Origin of the sequence: Roseivirga sp. 4D4, assembly GCF_001747095.1 — a bacterium.
Lineage (GTDB): Bacteria > Bacteroidota > Bacteroidia > Cytophagales > Cyclobacteriaceae > Roseivirga.
Window position 1 is genome coordinate 3,802,421 of the sequence record NZ_MDGP01000001.1, and the last position, 17,235, is coordinate 3,819,655.

Genomic DNA, 17,235 nt, shown 5'->3' on the forward strand with positions numbered 1-17,235 from the left:
TATCAATTAAAAAGGCCATGTTAAATAAAACAATCAAATTCTTTTTAGAGAATAAGCTGGTAACAGTATTGCTGTTACTCATATTCATCGGCTGGGGAGTTTCCACTGCGCCATTCAATTGGAAGATGGATTTCTTTCCCAGAGACCCGGTGGCGGTAGACGCCATACCGGATATTGGTGAAAACCAGCAAATCGTATTTACCACCTGGATGGGGCGGTCTCCTCAAGATATTGAAGACCAGATCTCTTATCCATTGACCACGGCACTCCTGGGGATTCCAGGGGTTAAAACAATCCGTAGTAACTCTATTTTCGGACTGTCGAGTATCTATATCATTTTTGAAGAAGATATAGAATTTTACTGGAGTAGATCCAGAATTCTGGAGAAGTTAAACTCCCTACCGGCAGGGATTTTGCCCAATGGCGTTCAACCAGCACTTGGACCGGATGCAACAGCATTGGGTCAGATCTTCTGGTACACACTGGAAGGGCGAAATCCGGAGACTGGAGAGCCCACCGGGGGCTGGGACCCACAAGAGCTTCGCACCATTCAGGACTATTATGTAGGCTATTCTCTCACTTCGGCAAAGGGTGTTTCTGAAGTTGCGGCTATCGGAGGATTTATCAAAGAGTATCAGGTCGATATAGACCCTGTAGCCATGAAAGAGAACAATGTCACTGTTTCTCAGATTATGAACGCAGTCAGGAAGAGCAACCTCGATGTCGGGGCCCGAACCATTGAATTCAATAGAGCGGAATACTTGGTAAGGGGGCTCGGATATATTGAAAACCTGGAAGACTTAGAGAAGGCGGTAGTGGTAGCCAATGATAACACTCCCATTCGCATTAAAGATGTGGCAGTAGTCAATTTTGGGCCTGCCACAAGGCGCGGTGGTTTAGATAAGGAGGGTGCTGAAGCTACCGGAGCTGTAGTGGTATCCAGGTACGGAGCCAACCCACTGGAAGTCATTGAAAACGTCAAGGAAAAGATAAAGGAAATAGCTCCCGGACTTCCTTCCAAAACATTGGCAGACGGTACAGTGTCTAAGGTGACCATTGTCCCGTTTTACGATCGTACGGGGCTGATCAAAGAAACCCTGGGTACCTTGGAAAAGGCGCTAACCGAAGAAATTCTGATTAGTATCATTGTGGTGATCATTGTGGTGATGAACCTTCGTGCCTCAGTGATCATCTCTACACTTCTTCCTTTAGGTGTATTGATGACATTTATTGTCATGAGGTATGCCGGGGTAGATGCAAACATTGTGGCACTTTCGGGTATTGCCATTGCGATTGGAGTCATGGTGGATGTGGGGGTAGTTTTCACGGAAAACATTATTCGGCACCTTGATAAGCCTGAAAATAAAGGCATATCCAACAAAGAAAAGTTGGAGGTGATCTATCGAGCGACTACAGAAGTAGCTACCGCTGTGATTACAGCCCTCACCACTACGGTAGTGAGTTTTCTACCCGTTTTTGCTATGGAGGCGGCAGAAGGCAAACTCTTTAAGCCGTTGGCCTTTACTAAAACCTTTGCTATGCTTGCTGCCCTGTTTATAGGCCTGGCGGTTATCCCAGCTTTAGCACATTGGTTGTTTTCCATTAGGTTAGGCAAAGAACGGACCGTAAGAATTTGGAACACAGCACTTATTGCTCTCGGAATCTTCATACTCATTTACTCATCCAGTTGGATGGGAATTATTTTGATACTACTAGGGGCGAATAAGGTATCGGAAAAATGGATATCCAAAAAATGGCGGTGGGTCTCCGAGTACCTTAATGTTGCCATTATCATCGTATCACTTGCCATTTTACTAACACGAGAGTGGTTACCCTTAGGTGCACAAAACAGCTTGCTGACCAACTTTACTTTTGTGGGTGCGGTGATTGTTTTGGTGCTTGGATCTTTGCTGCTCCTGGTAAAATTTTATACCCCAATTCTGAGATGGTGTCTCAACAATAAATGGAAATTCCTGGCACTCCCGGTTTTCGTGCTGTTGTTCGGGATACTCTCATGGACAGGGTTTGAAAGTATGTTTGGTTGGGCAGGCCATACAGCTGAAAAAGCAGGTTGGGAGGTTCGTCAAACAAGTCTTTGGCAATCACTTAACAAAAACTTCCCGGGCACTGGTAAAGAATTTATGCCAGCGCTCGATGAGGGTTCATATTTATTGATGCCCACCACTATGGCTCATTCCGGAGTAGAGGAAAATGTTGATGTCATCCGAAAAGTAGATGCCTATGTATCCGCTATTCCAGAGGTAGATCAGGTAGTGGGCAAGTGGGGTCGCGTCAACTCAGCATTAGACCCTGCACCCATTTCCATGTTTGAGAATACCATCAATTATTTGCCCGAGTATATGGTGAATGAAAATGGCAACCGTATGCGGTTTAAGGTAGACAAGGAAGGGGCCTATGTATTAAAGGATGGTAGTTCTTATAATCCAGAGAACGGTTTTAAAAAGGTTTCCAAAGAAGAGCTGGTTGAAGATAAAAACGGTGAATATTTCCGGCAATGGCGACCAGAGATTCAGTCTCCAAATGATATTTGGGATGAGATCATCAGAGTGGCCAAAGTACCTGGTATGACTTCGGCTCCAAAACTGCAGCCAATTCAAACACGGCTCATTATGCTTTCAACAGGCATGCGGGCGCCAATAGGTATCAAGGTTTATGGGCCTGACCTACAAACCATAGAGACCGTTGGTTTGGAGTTAGAGCGTATTCTCCAGCAGGTACCCAGTGTTCAGGCTTCATCGGTATTTGCCGATCGAATTGTTGGAAAACCGTATCTCGAATTCAAAGTGGATCGAGACGAAATAGCACGCTATGGCCTTACGGTAGAAGACTTTCAAAAGTCAGTGGAAGTGGCCATTGGGGGTGTAAAACTTACGTCTACTGTAGAGGGCAGAGAGAGATTTCCCGTACGTGTACGCTATGCCCGTGAATTCCGGGACAATCCAGAGGACATGAAGAAGGTCTTAATCCCCACGCCATCCGGTACTCAGGTTCCTTTAGGTGAACTGGCTAAAGTCACTTATAGACGTGGACCGCAGGTGATCAAAAGTGAAGATACTTTCCTGGTAGGCTATGTGATCTTTGACAAAAAAGAAGGCACTGCAGAGGTTGATGTAGTCGAAGAAGCACAACGATTTATAGATGCTAAGATCGCATCCGGTGAATTTACAGTACCGGCTGGGGTCAATTTCAAGTTTACTGGAAACTATGAAAACCAGATCAGAGCAACCAAAAGACTGGCTATAGTAGTACCAGTATGTCTTTTGGCAATTTTTCTGATTCTGTACTTTCAGTTCGGAAATGTTTCTACCACTGCTATGGTATTCTCAGGAGTATTTGTGGCGTTTTCAGGAGGCTTTTTGCTGATCTGGCTATATGGACAGGAATGGTTTCTCAATTTTTCCATGGTGGGAATTAACATGAGAGACCTCTTTCAGGTAGATACAGTCAATCTAAGTGTAGCGGTATGGGTGGGATTCATAGCCTTGTTTGGAGTAGCCTCAGACAATGGTGTGATTATGGCTACTTATCTTAAGCAAATCTTCGAGGAGCGAAAACCGTCCGATGTTGCCGCTGTGAAAGAAGCTGTGCTTCATGCGGGTAAGCTAAGAATCAGACCGGCTATTATGACCACAGCCACAACACTGATAGCCTTACTTCCGATTTTCACCTCAACTGGTAAAGGATCTGATATTATGGTGCCTATGGCGATCCCCACGTTTGGAGGAATGTTGGTTCAGGCCATCACCGTGTTCGTTGTGCCCGTGCTCTACTGCATGTGGCAAGAGGGCAGAGTGAAGCGATTAATGAGAAAGGAGGCCTAAGATGAATATGAAAAAGAACCTACTACAATTATTCGTTTTGTTCACACTCATGCTTTCGCCCAATGTGGTGAATGCCCAAAGCGAACTGGATAGTTACGTGCAAATTGCGGGAGAAAACAACCCTCAGCTTAAATCCTTGTTTCAGCAGTATATGGCAGCCCTGGAACGATTGCCACAGGCCAAATCATTGCCTGACCCTACGGTTGCATTTGGAGTTTTTGTAAGTCCGGTCGAAACCCGGGTTGGTGCTCAAAGGGCCAATATTTCGATTTCGCAAATGTTCCCATGGTTTGGCCAATTGAAAGCGCAGGAAAGCGTTGTGGCCGATCTTGCCAAAGCAAGATACCAAGAGTTCGAAGATGCAAAGAATAAGCTGCAGTTCGAAGTAAGGTCTACTTACAACAACTTGTACGTCTTGCACTCGGCAATTGATATTACTCAGGAGAATATCGTACTACTGAACAGCTTCAAAGAATTGGCCAAGGTCAGGTTTGAATCAGGTAAAGGGAGTTTTGTCAACGTCTTGAGAATAGACATGGAAGTGTTGGAGTTGGATTCACAACTTGAATTACTCAGAGACAGTGAGACTCCCATTCTTTCCAGATTCAAAGAACTGCTCAACACTGAGCTTCCTTCGGTGATTGCCTTTCCGGATACACTTTGGAGCGATGACTTGGAGACTGATCGTGCCTTTTTGAATGACTCTCTTCTGGCAAATAACCCAGTCCTGAGTAAGTATGATTATGAGATGTCATCATTGACTAATCAGGCCAGAGTGGCAGAGTTAAAGGGAAAGCCGTCATTCAGTGTTGGGTTGAGCTATATAAATATTGCCAAGCGTGATGGCGTGGATGTTTCAGGCAATGGAAGAGACGCCATTGCCTTGCCTCAGGTAGGTATCAGAATACCCCTTTACCGCAAGAAATATCAGGCTATGGTTAAGGAGAAGCAGATTTTGAGAGAGTCTGTGCGATTGCAAAAGGATAATACAATCAATCGCTTGCAGACCAATCTTGAAGAGTGGATAAAGGACTATCGCGATGCAGTAAGGCGCGAAGAGCTATACGAGCAATTGAGTGGGATAGCCCGTCAGTCGCTGAATTTACTGGTATCGGAATATACCACGGAAGGGTCAGACTTCGAGGAAGTACTGAGAATGGATCGCCAACTACTGAAATATGAGTTGGAACTGGAAAAAGCAAGGGCCGACAGAAATACGACTGTAGCCTACATCAATTACTTAATCGGAAAATAAATCAAGTGTCATGACAATATTAAGCATCACTAAAAACCGAAATATCTGGGTGGGCATCGGCTTTCTCATAGTAGGTATACTCCTTGGTTGGTTGATCTTCGGAGGCAGTGGTGGTAGCTCGCAGACGAGTGAGCCGGCCAGCCTAATTGCAGACGATCACGAACATGAAGGTGGTTCTATATGGACTTGTTCAATGCACCCGCAAATTCGAGAAGATGAGCCTGGTTCGTGCCCCATATGTGGTATGGACCTGATACCTCTTGAGACAAGTGCAGATGATGATGAAGGGCCGACCAGCATCATTATGTCGGCCAGAGCCATGAAGATTGCTGAAGTTGAAACTACAGTGATCGAGTCAAAAGCACCCTACAACGAACTCTACTTGCCTGGAAAAATTAAGGCAGATGAAACCCGGATCGCAGAATTGACGGCCAGGTTTCCAGGGAGGATTGAAGACTTAACAATCAATTTCACAGGACAGAAGGTGAACAAAGGAGAGGTACTGGCATCGGTGTATTCACCCGATTTGGTAACCGCTCAAAAAGAGCTCTTTGAAGCCAAAAAACTCAAAGAAAGCAACCCAGAGTTCTATCAGGCCGCAATAACGAAACTCTCCTTGTGGGACCTGACCAAAGGACAGATCAGTGCAATTGAAAAATCTGGGGAGGTACAATATTACTTTGACATACTTTCTCCTATTACCGGCACTGTGACCATGCGTCATGTAAGTAAGGGAGACTATGTAAAGGAAGGTTCGTTGCTATTTGAAGTGACTGACCTGAGCCGAGTTTGGGTAATGTTTGACGCTTATGAAAGTGACCTGCCGTGGGTGAAAATGAGCGATAAGATCAATTTCACGGTGAAGTCCATCCCTGGCAGAGAGTTTACAGGTAAGGTGTCTTTTATAGACCCTGTAATAGACCCAAAAGCACGGGTAGCTAAGGTGAGAGCAGAGTTAAACAACCCAAGCGATCTGCTTAAACCCGATATGTTTGTGAAGGGAATTTTAAAAGCAATGCTCTCTGGTAATGCCATGGCCGTGACCGTACCTAAGTCGGCTATTCTTTGGACAGGTAAAAAAGCAGTTGTCTATGTGAGAAACCTGGAGTCAGAAAAAAGCATGTTCGACTACCGGGAGATCGTATTGGGAGAAGAAGCCGGAGATTATTATGTAGTTAAAGAAGGGCTTAACCCAGGAGAGATGGTAGCCACCAATGGAGTCTTCAAGATAGATGCAGCTGCTCAGCTTTTGGGTAAATCCAGTATGATGAACCCTGATGGTGGCAAAGTGTCGATGGCGCATGATCATGGAGCAATGGAAGGAGGAGATGCTGGTAAAGAGGAAGAGAAGGTTGACCATTCTCAACATGACATGGGAGCAATGGAGACCATGACTGTAGATGATGCTTTCAAAAAGCAATTGGCAGCTGTTTTTGATCAGTATCTTCTCATGAAAGACGCCTTTGTTGCAACGGATGCAGGCAAGGTGAAGAAGGAGGCAGAAAAGATTTCTACCAGCCTTGAAAAAGTAGATATGAGTCTGTTGAAAGGGGATGCTCATTTAAAGTGGATGGAGATTTTAAAGAAGATTGAAACCCCACTCAAAACCATATCTACCAGTGACGACATAGCAGCACAACGCATGGTTTTGGGAACCTTAAGCGATGCGTTCTTCGAAGGTATTAAAACCTTTGCCATTACAGGGCTGAACGCCTTTTACCAGTACTGTCCAATGGCCAATGATAACAAGGGGGCATACTGGTTGAGTGTAACCCAGGAGATCAATAATCCTTATTTCGGTGATGCCATGCTCCGTTGTGGAGAAACAAAAGAAACGATCAAGTAAGTGATCGGTAATGATAAGGCAGTATAAAATTAAGCAATATGAAAAGGCCAACGAAAATTCTGATCACGGGGATTTTGGCAGTTTTGACTGTCGCTGCCTGTGAGAGCTCGGATGACACTCCCGATGATGTGGGAGTAGAGATCCAAGGTACTTACACCGGCACAATTAGTCGGATTGAAAGTAACGGTGTGAGTAGCGATTCCTTTACAGGAACTGCTACGGTCACATTGATAGGAGACCGTGAAATAGAGGTTCATTGTTATGGTCTCGATCTGGATACTACCCTGGTATTGAATTATTATGAGCATCAAGATGAGGTCAATGTATGCCTGACCGGAGATGCTTTTGAGAACATGTATGGTCATAGGCTCGGAGCCGGCCATGCTGGAGGTATGATGGGTGATATGCACGATGGAGAGTCGGAATGGGAGCACCACATGGAAGATGAACATCAAGAGGACGATGAGCATTTTGGTGGATTTGGGATGACTGACCATTCATTCGGGTTTGACTTCAGAATGACGAATGAAGGCAATCCTTACACCTTGAGGTTTCAAGGGCAAAAATAATAATTAAGTAAATGGTGCAGGAAGGCTCAGCGATGAAAGAGTATCCTGCACCCTTAAAAAGAAAACATGAAAGACTGTTGTAAAACCGGGAATGAGCCCCAGCCTTCGAGATGGAAAATATGGACGAGTAGGGTGGTTTGGGGTCTCGTCCTGGTAATAGTCATAGGAGTTGTAATCATACAAGTTTTGAATCAATAAAAATTAAGAAAATGAGAAAGTCTATCATAATTATGGCACTGGCTTTAGTGAGCTGGTCCGTTTATGCACAACACGACCATGCCAACATGCATGGTAAGCAGGAAGAGGGTCAGGAAGTTAAGCGCTATGATACCGATAAGAAGTTCCAGGATCAGTTGGGAGGGCTTTACGAATCTAGCTTGATTCTGACAGAAGCCTTTGTTTCGTCAGATCCAGCATTGGTCAAGCGTAAAGCTGTAGATATAAAAAAGGCCATGGGAAAAGTGGATATGAAACTGCTGAAAGGGCAGGCCCATATGGATTGGATGAAGTACAGCACACTGATGAATAGCAGTATTATCGTTTTTGAAAAAGCTGAATCCCTTGCTGAGCAAAGAGAGGCCTATGCCACTTTCAGCGCCAACCTTTATAAAAGCTTAAAAGCATTCGGTAGCAATGGTAAAGAGGCATATTATCAACATTGCCCTATGGCACTCAATAATACAGGTGCTTATTGGCTCAGCGATAAAGCTGAGATTAGAAACCCATATTTCGGTGATGCTATGATGAAATGTGGTAGTACCAAGGAAAAAATCAACGATTAGTGAATTGGTTGTCCCGCAGGTGTTGAGGGTAATAAAGTGATCAAGTCGTGGTAGACTGACCTCACCCTGCGGGTACTAAAACCCTTTGTTATGGATAAGCAATCAATAATTAGTTTGAGCATACTGGGAATCTTTATGCTAGCCATAATCGGTTACCAGGTTTACAGGACTCTTCCTACACATCAAGTGTTGGAAGAGGGGAGGCATGTTGAAAATGAGTTGGTGTGCATGGTCAATGATGCTTATATGGGTATAGCACAAATCCCTGTTGAAGTAGAAGACAAGACTTATTATGGTTGTTGCGAAATGTGCGAAGCCAAATTAAAAGACAGCCTTCATTACAGGTATGCCATTGACCCCTATACTGGTGAAAAGGTGGATAAGGCTAAGGCCTACATTGTGCTGAAAAGCTCGTCAGATATTGGCATCCATTATTTTAAATCTGAGGAAAACTATCAGGCCTATGCCAGGAAACAAGAAGGCAAATAGCAGACCGGTTATCTCTTCTTTTCTGAAGCGAATCATTCGGTACGAACTGCCTCTTTTGACGGCAGGCATTCTGATCTATGGCGTGTTATTCTACGCCATAGATCATCATTTTTATGGGCCAATACTCTCAAACTTCGTGTTGCTCTTTGCCTTTTTTAAAATCATCTATATTCTGATTTACACTTTCAAAAGGCTGACAGCTCACCTGCGCGAATGCTGTTCGTTTTATGACCTGGTAGCTGTTTACGGCATTGTTATAGGCCTCATTGTATTTTCATTTGCGGCAGATTACTACTGCCTTCAGAATTGTCTTTCGGGAGCGTTTTCAGGAATTGAGGCCAATAACGGCCAGCCGGGGCAGGCCTTTGATTTCATCTATTTCAGCGTGGTGACCTTTGCTACTATAGGATTTGGAGATATCACGCCAGTATTGATGAAGGCCAAACTACTTGTGGTGCTGGAAATAGCCACCAGTTTTATAATGATATTTTTCGTGATTTCGAATTTTGATAAAATACACCAGCCTAAAGAAGGTTGATACTAATTTAATTAACTCTACTATGAAAAAGATAAACCTATTATTACTGTCGCTATTGGCTGTAACCTTAATTGCTTGTGGTAACAATAAAAAGCAGAAAGAAGCCGAAGCAGACCATGATCATGCAACAGCACAAACCACCTCTCCTGGCAAATCAAAAAGCCCGGCTAGTCAGGCCATGACCAATATTGGTGATACTCATGTACACATAGAATACCATGCCCCAAGTGTCAGAGGCAGACAGATCTTCGGTGGACTGGTGGCCTACAACGAAGTTTGGGTAACGGGGGCACATAGTGCTACTTCCATCAATTTCCCGAACGATGTTAGCTTAAATGGCAACAAGGTACCCAAGGGCAAATACGCTTTTTTCACCATTCCAGGAGAATCAGAATGGACCATCATCATCAATGAAAACTATGAGCAGCACCTGGCAGATGACTACGACCAGGAGTTGGATGTTACAAGGTTCACCGTCAAACCTGAAAAGCTCGCGGAAACCCAAGAACAATTGCTTTATGAGGTGAAACCCACCGGAGATAAAGAAGGAACCATATCTATTTCATGGGCAGACGTAAAAGTGTCATTCAATGTGAAGGAACTATGAACCGGGGCCCGATAAACTTGGTGTTCTTACTGGTGTTTTTGTTGATAGCTTGTTCGCCCAAAAAAGAAAAGTCCTTTTTTGACAAGCTTGAGTTAAGGACCATGGATAACAAAATCCTCACAGTAGCCGATTTGGAGGGCAAGCCTGCCTTTATCAATTTTTGGGCCACGTGGTGTAAACCCTGCCTTCAGGAAATGCCATCTATTGAAAATGCCAAAAGCATTCTGGAAAAGGAGGGCTATCAGTTCATTGCCGTTTCTAATGAGGACAAAGACAGAATACAAAGTTTTGTAGACAGAAGTGAGTACACCTTTGAATTCGCTCAATTTGCAGTAGGGCTCGAAGCCCTGAATATATATTCGCTTCCCACTTCCTATGTTGTTGATGGCCAGGGCAACCTGGTCTATGAGCATGTGGGAGCTGAATATTGGGATAGCGATAAAAATCTTAAAATACTCAAATCACACCTTAAAAATTAATGCCATGAGAGCAAAAGTGTATTTTTTCATGATGGCCATTTTGGGACTATGGTCTTGCCAAAACCCTGAGAATAAAGGACCAATTGTATCCGCCATTCAAACACCGGCTGCCTTATCTAGTGAAGAACCAAACCTGTTTACAGACCAGAGGGGTGATGTTTATTTATCCTGGATAGAGAAATCTGAAGAGCAGGCCAAACTGCTTTTTTCCAAGCTGGAGTCAGGGGCCTGGTCGGCATCAAATGTGATCAGCAAGGGTAATAATTGGTTCGTGAATTGGGCTGATTTTCCCTCGTTCATAGCACAAGATCAGTTAATGGCGGCACACTGGCTACAAAAACGCGATGAGGGAACCTACGACTATGATGTAAGGATGGTGATTTCCAATAATAGCGGACAAAGCTGGAATGACTCCTTTGTGCCCCATACTGATGGTGTAAGTGCAGAACATGGTTTTGTGAGCTTGCTCCCGATGGAGGGTGATAGAATATTTGCTACCTGGTTGGATGGTCGCAATACCAAAGGAGGAAGCCACGGGAATCATTCAGGAGGTGGCGCAATGACTTTGAGGGCTGCGATTTTTGATAATGAAGGAATCCCCCTGGAAGAATGGGAATTAGATGACCGGGTTTGCGATTGTTGCCAAACTTCAGCGGCTTTGACGACCAATGGACCAGTGGTGGTTTATCGCAATCGAACCGAGGATGAAATAAGAGATATGTCGATTGTGCGTTGGGTTGATGGTAGTTGGACAAGTCCTGAGATTATCTACAACGACAATTGGAACATTGCAGGCTGCCCGGTCAATGGGCCGGCAATAACCGCTAATGTGAATGCCGTGGCAGTGGCCTGGTTCACGGCAAGTGGTGGACAGCCGAGAGTAAAGTTGGCTTTATCCAGTGACGCGGGAGCCACATTTCTACCAGCGGTAACCTTACGTGAGGGAGCCACTAACGGACGTGTAGGTATTGCTATGTTGGCAGATCAATCGCTGGTCGTAAGTTGGATGGAAACTGAAGGAGAGTTAGCCAAGGTTGTATTGGGGCATTACACCAGTCAGGGAGCATTAAAGGAAAAATTGACTGTTGCAGAGTCAACTTCTTCACGAAACAGTGGTTTTCCGGTCATTACCAGCTCGGGAAATACGGTTTATATGGCCTGGACCGAAACGGGTGAAAACTCCAGGATCAGAACTGCAAATATCCAGTTTTAACAGACCAAAGACACTAACCTTGGGAGACTACATGAAGATCTGAAGCTATTTTTAGTAGGAGCTGTATGCATTTGGTGCATAGGCAGCACCGTCACCCAGACACTTTAATACTGAATGTAATTGGCGAAATATTTACCCAGTGTTGTAGAGAATTTGTCACTTATGCTTTGGACTTACTTACAAAAGCGCCATGAAATAGCTTGAATTGCAAAACTTTTATTTTGGCTCGAATTGGCATGTTCATTTCTTTTAATCGGACCTATAGAGATAAAAACATTTGGGAAGCAGCCATTATTCAGAATACCAGCATTTTGCATTAAGACCGTTCGATCATCAACAGCATGATTTTATGATGTGTCTGAGTTGTAAGATACGAACTAGCAGAAAAGCGTTAAGGGGAAAAAGTAAATAACTCTGAGAAAAAGTAAAGTTTCAATCAAAAGGAAATAAATCAAAAATGAAAAGAGCTACGATCGCTTTTATTTTGACATTGTTCATTGCGCAGACCACCTTTGCCCAGGTTGGAACTAACGGGCAGGACAGAAAAGAAGAAGGTAGACCGGTTAAGGAATACAAGCTTATCATAGAGAAAAATGAAATGAGGCTTGGTGGCATCACTGCTGATGCGATGACTATAAATGGCGGTATTCCAGGCCCTTCATTAGAGTTTACAGAAGGTGACCTTGCCATAATCAATGTTACCAATAAGATGGATGTAGAAACCTCGGTCCATTGGCATGGACTGATACTTCCAAATTTTTATGACGGTGTTCCTTATTTAACAACACCACCGATAGAGCCGGGAGAGACTTTTCAGTACAGAATTCCTCTCAACCAGGCGGGGACGTATTGGTATCACTCTCATACTTTACTACAAGAACAAAAGGGGGTTTACGGTTCAATAGTGATTCAACCAAAAGAAAAGACGTTGGACTATGATAAAGATTTAGTCGTGGTGCTATCTGACTGGACGAATGAAAAACCAATGAATGTATTACGAAACCTCAAAAGAGGAAACGAATGGTATCAGGTAAAAAAGAACACAGCGGTACCGCTGAGCAGGGTCATAGGAGAAGGTGCCTTAGGGGCTCAACTTAAGTTTTGGCGTGACCGAATGGAGGGTGCAGATATCGCAGATATTTATTATCCTGCGTTTTTGACTAATGGCAAAAAACTGGCGGAATATCCTGGATTTCAGCCTGGAGAAAAAGTAAGGCTACGTTTTATAAACGCTTCAGCTTCTACTTATTATTGGATGGACTTTGGAGGTGGAAACCCAATGGTGATTTCAAGTGACGGCATTGATGTCCAACCCGTATCTAAGAGTCGATTTCTCTTTGGAATTGCTGAAACCTATGATGTCATCGTCACTATTCCCGAGGGAACTCTAGAAATTATAGCCACGGCACAAGATGGTTCTGGTCACACCTCAATCCGTTTGGGAAGAGGAACACTTTATCCTGCAAGCGTGGTCGGAAGACCTGACAAAATAGAGATGATGAAGCAGATGGCTAAGATGGATATGAAGATGGGTGCATCGGCAATGGTTGGAAATAGCAAGAAAAAAACCCCCGAATTTTTGATGCAGAAGTACGGTATGAGTATGGATATGAAAGGTGACCAGATGGAAATGGGTTCGATGTCTGAGGACCATAGCGAAGCATCACATCAGGTGAACAACAAAATGCTTTTGATGCAAAAAGATAGTACGGATTTTGACTACAGCACTCGTAAAACCTATTTCAACTATGATTTTTTGAAAGCGCAGGCAAGCACCTCTTTTAAGGCAGGTCTGCCTGTAAATGAAATTCTATTGAATCTAAGCGGAAATATGCAGCGATACGTTTGGAGTACGAACGGTGTACCACTGTCTGAAACTGACAAAATTAAAATTAGCGGTGGAGAAGTAACAAGAATTACACTTAATAACCTCACCATGATGCATCATCCCATGCACCTCCATGGTCATTACTTTCGGGTGATTAATGAAAATGGGGATCGCTCGCCCTTAAAGCATACGGTCAATGTGCCGCCAATGCAAAAAATTGTTATCGAGTTTTATAATGAAGAATATGGTGATTGGTTCTTTCACTGCCATATTCTATATCACATGATGGGAGGCATGGCACGTGTGTTCAGTTATGAGACGCCCCGCGATGAGAGATTAAAACGATTCCCCATACAAAAACTTATTGATGAGACGGACCATTATTATTCTTGGGGATTGGCGCGAGCTGGCTCAAACTTTACTGAGCTTAATTTAGTGTCAAGCAATATCCGTAATGAATTTTCGCTCAGAGCTGAGTTGGATTATGATCGAAATACGGAAATAGAGGTAAATTATAATAGGTATTTGAATGATTGGATTCGCATTTATGCAGGCGTTAATACAGAAACTGAAATCCCCGATTCTTATGAGGAATTCAATACCGTAGGGCTGGTTGGAGTTAAATATTTTACACCCTACATGTTTAATGTAGATGTGAGTCTAGACCATCAATTACGCCCTAGAATTCGCTTAGACAGAGAGTTATTAATTTTTCCAAGAATTTTTCTTGAAGGAGAATATGAGCATCGAGCCGATCTTGGTTTGGTCAATGATTTAGAAAATGACAGTTCTTACGAAGGTGAAACTCAATGGCTCGTTGGAGTTTCTTATATACTTTCACGCAACTTTTCAATTCAAGGAAACTATAACAACCGCTTTGGTTGGGGGGGTGGATTGTTGGTGAGATTTTAGAACCTTTAGCAAGATAAATTATCCATACCTGGTGCTTGATTGTTACTTAAACACCACCGAGAACTCAAGATGTATTTGGTCAGAAAGAGTTTGTGACAAAAGTTACAAGGCAACTCCTCTCTGTTCCATTAATGTTTAGCATTCAATTAAATACGAAAACCATATGAAGTATTACCACGAAAAGATTTTGGAAAATGTGTCCTTTGATGAAGCCATCGAGAAAATAACGTCTTCTCTTAAAAGTGAAGGGTTTGGCATTCTCACAGAGATAGATGTACAGGCTACGATGAAGAAAAAGCTGGATGAGGATTTCAGACCTTACAGGATACTGGGAGCCTGCAACCCTCCTTACGCTTTCAAAGCACTTCAGGCCGAAGAAAAAATTGGTACTATGCTGCCTTGCAATGTAATTGTTCAACAGGTGGAAAAAGGTATAGAAGTAGCTGCCGTTGATCCTATGGCATCCATGCTGGCAGTAGAAAATTCAAAATTAGAGAGTATTGCCAGCGAAATACAAAGAAAGTTGAAGAACGCAATCAATAATCTCTAACGGTTAATTATGATTAAGGAAGAGAGCAGAGCCATGTATAACTATAAATAAAGTATGGAAACAGCATGAGATTCCCAAGGGATACTGCCCCGTAACTTTTGAAGAACTGGTCTTATGATGGCTTACAAAATTATTCAAGAAGTGGAAGAGGACGGCATTTTAGAAAAATCTGTCATAAACCTGATGTCTACGGTCTACTCCACAAATGACAAAAAAGTTAAAAGAGGTTGCAAAAAAGTCTAATCCGAATCATAAATTCAATACTCGAACGAAACTATGTCTGATTACAAAAAAGATAGCTTAACCCTGGCCGGTGCTGTTGCACTAGGTACAGGTGTGATGATTGGTGCTGGTATTTTCGCCCTGCTGGGGCAGGTGGCCGAATTATCCGGAGTGTGGTTTCCATTTGCTTTTATAGTAGGGGCTATCATTTCGGCTTTTAGTGCCTACTCATACATCAAGGTTTCAAATACTTACCCATCAGCTGGTGGCATCGCCATGATCTTGAAAAAAGCTTACGGTAAGAGCACTATTACTGCCAGTGCTTCTTTACTTATGGCATTGAGCATGATTATCAACGAAAGCCTGGTGGCCAGAACTTTTGGGACTTATACTCTTCAGCTATTTGATGTGGATGACAATACGTTTCTGGTGCCGATATTGGGTGTTGTACTTCTGGTAGTTGCCTTCCTTGTTAATATTTCCGGGAACAATTTCATTGGCAAATCATCTATGGCCATGGCAGTTATCAAGATCGGTGGGATAGCTGTCTTCGCGATTGGAGGGCTATGGGCCACGGGATTTTCATTTGAACAGACTTTTTCATCTCAGCAATCAGAAGATTATTCAGTAGCCAGTTATCTGGGCGCTCTTGCACTGTCAATACTTGCCTTCAAAGGGTTTACTACCATCACCAACAGTGGGGGAGAAGTGGAAAATCCTCATAAAAATGTCGGTCGGGCAATTATCATTTCATTGTTCATCTGTTTGGTTATTTATCTTTTGGTAGCCTTTGCAGTTTCGGCCAACCTGTCTATTCAGGAGATTATAGAAGCCAAGGATTATGCCCTGGCAGAGGCTGCCAAGCCAGCCTTCGGTCAATATGGATTGTGGTTTACAGTAGGTATAGCAATAGTCGCTACTGTTTCTGGTATCATTGCCAGTATTTTTGCGGTGTCCAGGATGACTGCAATGCTCACGGATATGGACCTTATTCCCCATAGCCACTTAGGTATGTCAGGACGAATTCAAAAGCATATGCTCGTTTACATTGTAGTGATTGCCATTATACTGACCATCTTCTTCGACCTGGGCCGAATCGCTTCGCTTGGAGCTATTTTCTATTTGGTGATGGACATAGCGATACATTACGGTGTGCTTCGATATCTACGAGAAGATGTGGGTGCAAAAGCTTCCATTGTCTTTACAGCTATAGTTCTCGACTTAATAGTCCTCGGTGCTTTTTTATGGGTCAAAGGAAACAGTGATATTACAATTGTTTTGACTGCAATGATCATGATATTAATTGTGTTTTTCGCTGAGAAATTATTCTTGAGAACCCAACAGCTATCCTAATGAATTAAAAAAAAGTTCAGGTATATGTGACGAGATGTTCCCAAAACTGATGTAAGTCATAAAAAGTAGACCTACAAATTAGTATTTTTGTTTAGTGATATCCTCAGAGCCTCTCAGAGCCTCTCTGAGTAGGACAACAGAAAAAGTCATGATCAACCAATTGAACAAGATAAAACTTGGAATAGCCTTGAGTTTGGTGCTCAGCTTTTCAGGTATGTTCATTTGTGATGCTCTATGTGATGTAGGCATTATCGAGTTTTCTGCGGTTCATGATCATTTTCAAAAGGGCGCAGATCATCATTCTCAGGATCATGAAGGAGATCATCACCATACACAACCCATGGTGTCCGATCACCACCACGATCAGTCATCAGGTCATGATCATGATGGCTCTGAAGAAGATGAGTGTTGTGAGAATTTAACTACTCCATTTTTCGATCAACTCATAAAGCACAAGGCACAGTCTTTTGACTTCAATAAGGTTGAAAAAATAACCCTTGTTACTCACTATGATGGTTATGAGGCCTTCATTTACAATAGCCGAAAGGTAGATAATTTATTTCTCTATTCTAACCTACCGCCCCCACTTCCGGGCGATCAAATACGGATAAGGTTCCAGTCATTTTTGCTTTAAAATGTGAGCACATGCCCATTTAGCGATCAGCACGTCCAGGTGCTGACACTGCAATGTCGTCATGTGTCATTTCTATTTGGTGTGGTCTCGTCTGACCAGGCCATCAATTAACTCAC

Annotated in this window: 14 protein-coding genes; all 14 read left to right on the forward strand. The window is 43.2% G+C overall.

Annotated elements, in window-relative coordinates:
- Positions 1 to 17: 17 nt before the first annotated feature.
- The 14 genes from BFP97_RS16535 (at position 18) to BFP97_RS16600 (ending at position 17,119) form a co-directional block, all read left to right on the forward strand.
- Positions 18 to 3,842, forward strand: coding sequence for an efflux RND transporter permease subunit (locus tag BFP97_RS16535; RefSeq protein WP_069843483.1), 3,825 nt, complete (start codon positions 18 to 20; stop codon positions 3,840 to 3,842).
- Between the two features lie 7 nt (positions 3,843 to 3,849).
- Positions 3,850 to 5,097 carry a TolC family protein gene (locus BFP97_RS16540; RefSeq protein WP_069844363.1) on the forward strand — a complete coding sequence of 416 codons (1,248 nt, stop codon included), beginning with the start codon at positions 3,850 to 3,852 and terminating at the stop codon, positions 5,095 to 5,097.
- Positions 5,098 to 5,107: 10 nt separating this feature from the next.
- On the forward strand, positions 5,108 to 6,943 hold the full coding sequence (locus BFP97_RS16545; RefSeq protein WP_069843484.1) for an efflux RND transporter periplasmic adaptor subunit: 1,836 nt from the start codon (positions 5,108 to 5,110) through the stop codon (positions 6,941 to 6,943).
- Between the two features lie 38 nt (positions 6,944 to 6,981).
- A complete protein-coding gene (locus BFP97_RS16550) occupies positions 6,982 to 7,512 on the forward strand; it encodes a hypothetical protein (RefSeq protein WP_069843485.1) in 531 nt (176 codons plus the stop codon).
- Positions 7,513 to 7,721: 209 nt separating this feature from the next.
- Positions 7,722 to 8,294, forward strand: coding sequence for a DUF3347 domain-containing protein (locus BFP97_RS16555; RefSeq protein ID WP_069843486.1), 573 nt, complete (start codon positions 7,722 to 7,724; stop codon positions 8,292 to 8,294).
- A gap of 90 nt (positions 8,295 to 8,384) precedes the next feature.
- Positions 8,385 to 8,783, forward strand: coding sequence for a TRASH domain-containing protein (locus BFP97_RS16560; protein WP_069843487.1), 399 nt, complete (start codon positions 8,385 to 8,387; stop codon positions 8,781 to 8,783).
- Positions 8,758 to 9,321 carry a potassium channel family protein gene (locus BFP97_RS16565; RefSeq protein ID WP_069843488.1) on the forward strand — a complete coding sequence of 188 codons (564 nt, stop codon included), beginning with the start codon at positions 8,758 to 8,760 and terminating at the stop codon, positions 9,319 to 9,321. Before BFP97_RS16560 ends, BFP97_RS16565 begins: the two co-directional genes overlap by 26 nt.
- A gap of 22 nt (positions 9,322 to 9,343) precedes the next feature.
- Positions 9,344 to 9,928 (forward strand): DUF2911 domain-containing protein, encoded by a 585-nt coding sequence (locus BFP97_RS16570; RefSeq protein WP_069843489.1) that lies wholly within the window; start codon positions 9,344 to 9,346, stop codon positions 9,926 to 9,928.
- The gene (locus tag BFP97_RS16575; RefSeq protein WP_069843490.1) at positions 9,925 to 10,407 is read left to right on the forward strand and encodes a TlpA family protein disulfide reductase; all 483 of its coding nucleotides are present in this window, start codon (positions 9,925 to 9,927) and stop codon (positions 10,405 to 10,407) included. The genes BFP97_RS16570 and BFP97_RS16575 overlap by 4 nt, the downstream gene beginning before the upstream one ends.
- 4 nt (positions 10,408 to 10,411) lie before the next feature.
- The gene (locus tag BFP97_RS16580) at positions 10,412 to 11,620 is read left to right on the forward strand and encodes a hypothetical protein (protein WP_069843491.1); all 1,209 of its coding nucleotides are present in this window, start codon (positions 10,412 to 10,414) and stop codon (positions 11,618 to 11,620) included.
- A 457-nt stretch (positions 11,621 to 12,077) separates the two neighbouring features.
- The gene (locus BFP97_RS16585) at positions 12,078 to 14,360 is read left to right on the forward strand and encodes a multicopper oxidase domain-containing protein (RefSeq protein WP_069843492.1); all 2,283 of its coding nucleotides are present in this window, start codon (positions 12,078 to 12,080) and stop codon (positions 14,358 to 14,360) included.
- A 163-nt stretch (positions 14,361 to 14,523) separates the two neighbouring features.
- Positions 14,524 to 14,910 (forward strand): DUF302 domain-containing protein, encoded by a 387-nt coding sequence (locus tag BFP97_RS16590; RefSeq protein ID WP_069843493.1) that lies wholly within the window; start codon positions 14,524 to 14,526, stop codon positions 14,908 to 14,910.
- Positions 14,911 to 15,186: 276 nt separating this feature from the next.
- Positions 15,187 to 16,485 carry an APC family permease gene (locus tag BFP97_RS16595; RefSeq protein WP_069843494.1) on the forward strand — a complete coding sequence of 433 codons (1,299 nt, stop codon included), beginning with the start codon at positions 15,187 to 15,189 and terminating at the stop codon, positions 16,483 to 16,485.
- Between the two features lie 148 nt (positions 16,486 to 16,633).
- Positions 16,634 to 17,119 (forward strand): hypothetical protein, encoded by a 486-nt coding sequence (locus tag BFP97_RS16600; RefSeq protein ID WP_069844364.1) that lies wholly within the window; start codon positions 16,634 to 16,636, stop codon positions 17,117 to 17,119.
- The last annotated feature ends 116 nt before the right edge of the window (positions 17,120 to 17,235 follow it).

Coding starts and splice junctions, on each gene's coding strand:
- BFP97_RS16535 (WP_069843483.1), top strand. CDS start 18: ATGTTAAATAAAACAATCAAATTCTTTTTAGAGAATAAGCTGGTAACA.
- BFP97_RS16540 (WP_069844363.1), top strand. CDS start 3,850: ATGAAAAAGAACCTACTACAATTATTCGTTTTGTTCACACTCATGCTT.
- BFP97_RS16545 (WP_069843484.1), top strand. CDS start 5,108: ATGACAATATTAAGCATCACTAAAAACCGAAATATCTGGGTGGGCATC.
- BFP97_RS16550 (WP_069843485.1), top strand. CDS start 6,982: ATGAAAAGGCCAACGAAAATTCTGATCACGGGGATTTTGGCAGTTTTG.
- BFP97_RS16555 (WP_069843486.1), top strand. CDS start 7,722: ATGAGAAAGTCTATCATAATTATGGCACTGGCTTTAGTGAGCTGGTCC.
- BFP97_RS16560 (WP_069843487.1), top strand. CDS start 8,385: ATGGATAAGCAATCAATAATTAGTTTGAGCATACTGGGAATCTTTATG.
- BFP97_RS16565 (WP_069843488.1), top strand. CDS start 8,758: ATGCCAGGAAACAAGAAGGCAAATAGCAGACCGGTTATCTCTTCTTTT.
- BFP97_RS16570 (WP_069843489.1), top strand. CDS start 9,344: ATGAAAAAGATAAACCTATTATTACTGTCGCTATTGGCTGTAACCTTA.
- BFP97_RS16575 (WP_069843490.1), top strand. CDS start 9,925: ATGAACCGGGGCCCGATAAACTTGGTGTTCTTACTGGTGTTTTTGTTG.
- BFP97_RS16580 (WP_069843491.1), top strand. CDS start 10,412: ATGAGAGCAAAAGTGTATTTTTTCATGATGGCCATTTTGGGACTATGG.
- BFP97_RS16585 (WP_069843492.1), top strand. CDS start 12,078: ATGAAAAGAGCTACGATCGCTTTTATTTTGACATTGTTCATTGCGCAG.
- BFP97_RS16590 (WP_069843493.1), top strand. CDS start 14,524: ATGAAGTATTACCACGAAAAGATTTTGGAAAATGTGTCCTTTGATGAA.
- BFP97_RS16595 (WP_069843494.1), top strand. CDS start 15,187: ATGTCTGATTACAAAAAAGATAGCTTAACCCTGGCCGGTGCTGTTGCA.
- BFP97_RS16600 (WP_069844364.1), top strand. CDS start 16,634: ATGATCAACCAATTGAACAAGATAAAACTTGGAATAGCCTTGAGTTTG.